At 63.7% G+C, this 4,619-nt stretch carries 4 protein-coding genes and 2 tRNA genes; 3 read left to right on the top strand and 3 right to left on the bottom strand.

Going from position 1 to position 4,619, the window contains the following annotated elements:
- Positions 1-250 precede the first annotated feature (250 nt).
- The 3 genes from B1964_RS26805 to B1964_RS26790 all read left to right on the top strand — a co-directional run bounded on the left by B1964_RS26805 (position 251) and on the right by B1964_RS26790 (position 3,278).
- On the top strand, positions 251-520 hold the full coding sequence (locus B1964_RS26805; RefSeq protein WP_244332517.1) for a DUF4190 domain-containing protein: 270 nt from the start codon (positions 251-253) through the stop codon (positions 518-520).
- Between the two features lie 71 nt (positions 521-591).
- Positions 592-1,302, top strand: coding sequence for a cutinase family protein (locus B1964_RS26800; RefSeq protein ID WP_079931978.1), 711 nt, complete (start codon positions 592-594; stop codon positions 1,300-1,302).
- A 326-nt stretch (positions 1,303-1,628) separates the two neighbouring features.
- Positions 1,629-3,278, top strand: a complete 1,650-nt coding sequence (locus B1964_RS26790; RefSeq protein ID WP_079931981.1) for an RNA-binding domain-containing protein — start codon at positions 1,629-1,631, stop codon at positions 3,276-3,278.
- A gap of 112 nt (positions 3,279-3,390) precedes the next feature.
- Here B1964_RS26790 and B1964_RS26785 read toward each other — a convergent pair.
- From B1964_RS26785 to B1964_RS26775, 3 genes are all read right to left on the bottom strand, one after another.
- Positions 3,391-3,463 (bottom strand) — tRNA-Ala (locus B1964_RS26785).
- A 9-nt stretch (positions 3,464-3,472) separates the two neighbouring features.
- Positions 3,473-3,549: transfer RNA gene (locus B1964_RS26780), tRNA-Ile, on the bottom strand.
- Between the two features lie 97 nt (positions 3,550-3,646).
- Positions 3,647-4,555 (bottom strand): DUF3566 domain-containing protein, encoded by a 909-nt coding sequence (locus B1964_RS26775; protein WP_079931976.1) that lies wholly within the window; start codon positions 4,553-4,555, stop codon positions 3,647-3,649.
- Positions 4,556-4,619: the final 64 nt, after the last annotated feature.

The raw sequence follows: 4,619 nt of genomic DNA, 5'->3' as shown, positions 1-4,619 counted from the left end.
TATCCCGGCCGGTGCCGACGCAGCCGACGCGACGGTCCGGTCCGATGAACAGTCCTCGGGTCCTCCCCGTGCCTACTCGGCCGTGGATGCCGCGCCGACCAGGACCACGTCCGCCGGAAACCCACCCGTCGGAGCATCACCCGTCGGGGCATCACCCGTCGGGATCCCACCGAGGTCCGCCGACAAGAGTTCACCACCGACCACCGCCGTACCCGCGACGGAACCAACATCGGAGTCCAAGGAGGCGCCCGTGGGCGGGCAGAGTGCCGCCACCGCGGCCCGGTCGTCGCGATCCACGGCCAAGACGAGCACACTCGCCATCTGGGCGATGGTGCTGTCGGTGATCGGCTGCACCTCGCCGATCGGGCTGTACCTGGGGTATCGGGCGCGTAACCAGATCCGGCGCACACGTGAGTACGGAGAACCGTTCGCCACCGTCGCGATCGTCGTCGGTTGGGCCTACATGCTTGCCTTGATCGTGGCAATCGTGGCCTACGTCATCGTGCTCGTCCTGCGGTGACGTGGTCGGTGATGGTGCTGGTCGGGCCGGACGCCACCTAAAGTGAACCTTGTTCGCGTACCATTCGACGAATGAAGCGTCCACTTCTGATCCTGTTCGGATTCACCGTGCTCGCGGCCGGGTTGCTCGCCTCTCCGGCACCCCGCGCCGCCGCCGCTCCCCCGTGCGCCGACGTCGAGGTGGTGTTCGCGCGCGGGACCGTGGAGACGGCTCCACCCGTCGGCGTCACCGGCCTGTCCTTCGAGCAGGCCCTGCGCAATCAGCTGCCCGGTAAGTCGGTCAACGTCTACGGCGTGAACTATCCGGCCGGTAGCAACTTCGACAACCGGATGGCCTTCGTCCAGGGCGTTGTCAAGGGCGTCAACGACACCCAGCGCCGCGTCAAGTACCTGGCTGCGCAGTGCCCCGGCTCGCACATCGTGGTCGGTGGGTACTCGCAAGGTGCTGTCGTCGCGTCCTACGCGTTGAGCAACAAGATCCAGATCGACCCGCAGTACCGGCAGTACCAGGACCGGGTGCCGCAGCCGCTGGCCGACAACGCCGCCTCGCACGTGACCGCCGCGATCCTGTTCGCGCCGCCGTCGTCGAACTGGATCAAGCAGGTCGGTGCGCCCCCGATGAACGTCGGACCTCTCTATGAGGGCAAGACCAAGCGCTACTGCATCGCCGGTGACGTCGTCTGCGACGGTGCCCCGGTCGGGCAGCCCAACGGCCTGCATGTGCTGTACGCCGTCAACGGCATGACTGTAGATGCCGCCCAGTATGTGAGAGCTCGTCTGTAGCACTCACCTCATCAGCACTCGCCTCAGCCGGCCGGACGTCCTGCGACGGGACGTCCGGCCGGTTCTTTCGTTCGACGTGGCGAAATGCGCGGAACCATGTCGAATAGCTGGTGAACCACGTAGCTGGTGAACCACGAGAGGCCGGCCGTACTGACTGCTCATCTTCCGCCCGGTGCGCGCTCCGGGGATGCCGATCTCCCGAGCAGACAGGCTGAACGATCTGTGCGCACCGACCGACGCATCGGGCCACCCACCATACTGATTAAAAGTTATGACTCCGGATGTACATTAGATTCGTCTGCTCATACATATGCATAATGGGTGTCATGGAGTCGTCGCGCGCCCTGATCGCAGGTGGAGAGACTTTCACGACCGAGTTCAAACGCTCCGACATCAACGACAAGGATTTGGCCAAGGCTTCCGCATGCCTGGCGAACGGCGAAGGTGGAGTTTTGCTCATTGGAGTAGACGACGATGGTACCGTCGTCGGCGCTTCGCCTCGTCATGGGCGGATGACCGACCCTGCCCGCGTCGCGGCATACATCCAGGCCAACACAGAACCTGCGCTTGCGGTCGGAGTTCACCTCGAGACAATCGACGGGCATGAGATCATCCGCATAGACGTTCCCAGAGCGGACCCTGGCCCCGTAGGAACAAAGTTGGGCGTGTTCACCAAACGAATCCTCAAGTCCACAGGCGAACCGGAATGCGCGCCGATGACGGCCCACGAAATCGTAAGCCTGGGCATGGTGACCCGCGGACAGGACTTCGCGGCGTCGATCGCGAGAGACGCGACACTAGATGATCTCGATACCCTGGAATTCGACCGATTTCGGCGGCTGTGCCACGGGGCCGGCGACGAACTCGCTGAACTCTCGAACGAGGACGTATTGCGTGCTCTTGGCCTCGTACCGATTGCTGCTCCGGTGAGCATTGGGGCAATCCTCTTGTTCGGAACCGAAGCAGCAATCCAAAGATGGCTGCCCAACGCAGAAGTGCTCTTCCAAGATGCTAGATCCGGACACCAACCGACAAACATCAGAATCGTCGGGCCCCTACTGCGCACTGCCGAGTACCTTCGCGAACTCATTGACGCCCGCAACACGGTCATCGAGCTCATGGCGGGGCTCCATCGAATCGAGGTTCCACTCATTCCCTCGATCACGCGGCGGGAAGCGGTGGCCAATGCGCTGGTACACCGCGATTATGCGGCCATGGGACCGATACGGGTCCAGCTGACCGACAGCTCCTTTGTTGTCGCCAATCCCGGTGGGTTTCCACCCGGCGTTACCACCCAGAACATCCTTGACCAATCCCGCCCTCGCAGCCCGATTCTCGCCTCCGCCTTCAAGCGGGCAGGTTTGGTTGAGCGCAGAGGTAAGGGGGTCAACGACATGTTCGAGCAACAGTTGCGCGCGGGCCGCGACGCACCTGACTATTCGCACAGCACCGGCGAATCAGTAGTCGTCACAGTGCCACTCGGCAGCGCCGACCTCGATCTGGTCCGATTCTTACTCACCTGGGAGAACGAACATCAGGAGTCACTGAGTCTCGACGAGCTCCGGATCGTTCACGAAGTGAAGACATCTGGTTCGGCGACGGCTGTGGAAGTAGCCAGCGAATTGGATCTCATTTCTGCCAGCGTGAAGTCAAGCCTTGGGCATTTGGTCGAATCCGGGATCCTCGAGTCCCGCGGAACAGGTCGAAGTCGCAAGTACCATCTCACCGCGCGGTTCTACGACCTAGCTCGAGATCGAAACGCCTACGTACGCATCAAGGGAATCGATCCACTCCAGCAGGAGAGAATGATCGTTGACTACGTCAACGCTTACGGCTCCATAACCCGAGGTCAGGCCGCCGAATTGTGCCAGACGACCCCATCGCAGGCGAGGTCAGTTCTCAAAAGGCTGGTTGATGACGGACGGCTACGGCTTACAGGAGAACGTCGCGGCGCTCGGTACATCCCTCCTGAATGACCAAGAAGGAGGAGCTACGAGCGGATTGGGATCAGGGTGTGCCCCAAGAGGTCACGACTGAAGCAATATCCGACCCTATATCGGGCAATGTACTGGTCTGACGTTTCTGGAGTGGAGCCTAGGAGATTCGAACTCCTGACATCTGCCTTGCAAAGGCAGCGCTCTACCAACTGAGCTAAGGCCCCGGGTTCGGGTGGTGGGCCTAGGAGGACTTGAACCTCCGACCTCTTCGTTATCAGCGAAGCGCTCTAACCGCCTGAGCTATAGGCCCCTGAACCGAGGACTGAGATTACCCGACGGGATGGCGAGAAACCAAAACGGTTCCCACCGACGCCCGTGAACTGGGCAGATGAGCCTCGGCGCCCGGACTAGTCGAGGTCGGCCAGGGTGATCTCGAGTCCGCCGACGAGGTCGGCGACGAGGTTGTAGATGTAGGAGCCGATGGTGCCCAGCGCGGTGATCAGCACGGCATTGACCACACCGAGTACGGCCGCGTAGAAGAACACGCTGCCGGCACCGATGATGTCGCTTTCCGACGTCGAGCCGTCGGTGGTGACCAGCGTGCCGAAGGAGCTGTTGACCTGCTCCCAGACACCCATGCCGTCGAGCACCAGATACAGCACGGCGACGGCGATCATCCAGATGACGAAGCCGACGATCGAGAGCACGCCGGCCACCTTGAAGGTCGCCCACGGGTCGAGTCGACGGATCTGCACCGCTGCGCGCAGCCCGCGGCCCGAAGAGCCGACCTGGGCCGGCGCCGAGCGGGCGGCGGAGCCGGTGGCCTTCGCGGGGTCGACCGCCGCGGCCCGGGCGGTCTCGGTGTTGGTGTGGTGGATCTCGTCGAGATCGGGCAACTCGGACTCCACGGAGGGATCCCGCGCGATGTTGCGAGTGGGGGTCTCGGTGAACCGACCACGCGGTACCTCGGCGGTCGCGGTGGACGCACCCGCCGGCGAATCGAGCTTCTTCACCGGCGCCTGCTGACCACTCATGCTGGCTGCGGCGGTGCCGCTACCGGTCACCACACCGCGCGGAGGGGGCCCGCCGGCACGACCCCCGGCGGGGATCTGCTCGGTGGTCCCCGCGTCGGGCACGGGAGCCTGCGCACTTCCGGTGGCCTCGGGTCCGGCCACTCCGCCCGGGCCGCGCTGCCACGGAGGAACCAGTCCGCCGCCCCGAGGCGGACCCGACTGGGCTGCCGGGCCACCGGACGCGGTCGACGGCGTGGACGGGGTCTTGTTGTCCGGGTCGTTCGGTTGGCTCACTGGTGTCATTTCCTCCGGTTGCGCACGTTGGGTCCACCCTAACGGTTGTGGCCGTCACACAAGACGAGCCCCG

This window comes from Gordonia sp. i37 (assembly GCF_002043085.1).
Lineage (GTDB): Bacteria > Actinomycetota > Actinomycetes > Mycobacteriales > Mycobacteriaceae > Gordonia > Gordonia polyisoprenivorans.
This window is presented reverse-complemented; position numbering and strand designations above follow the sequence as displayed.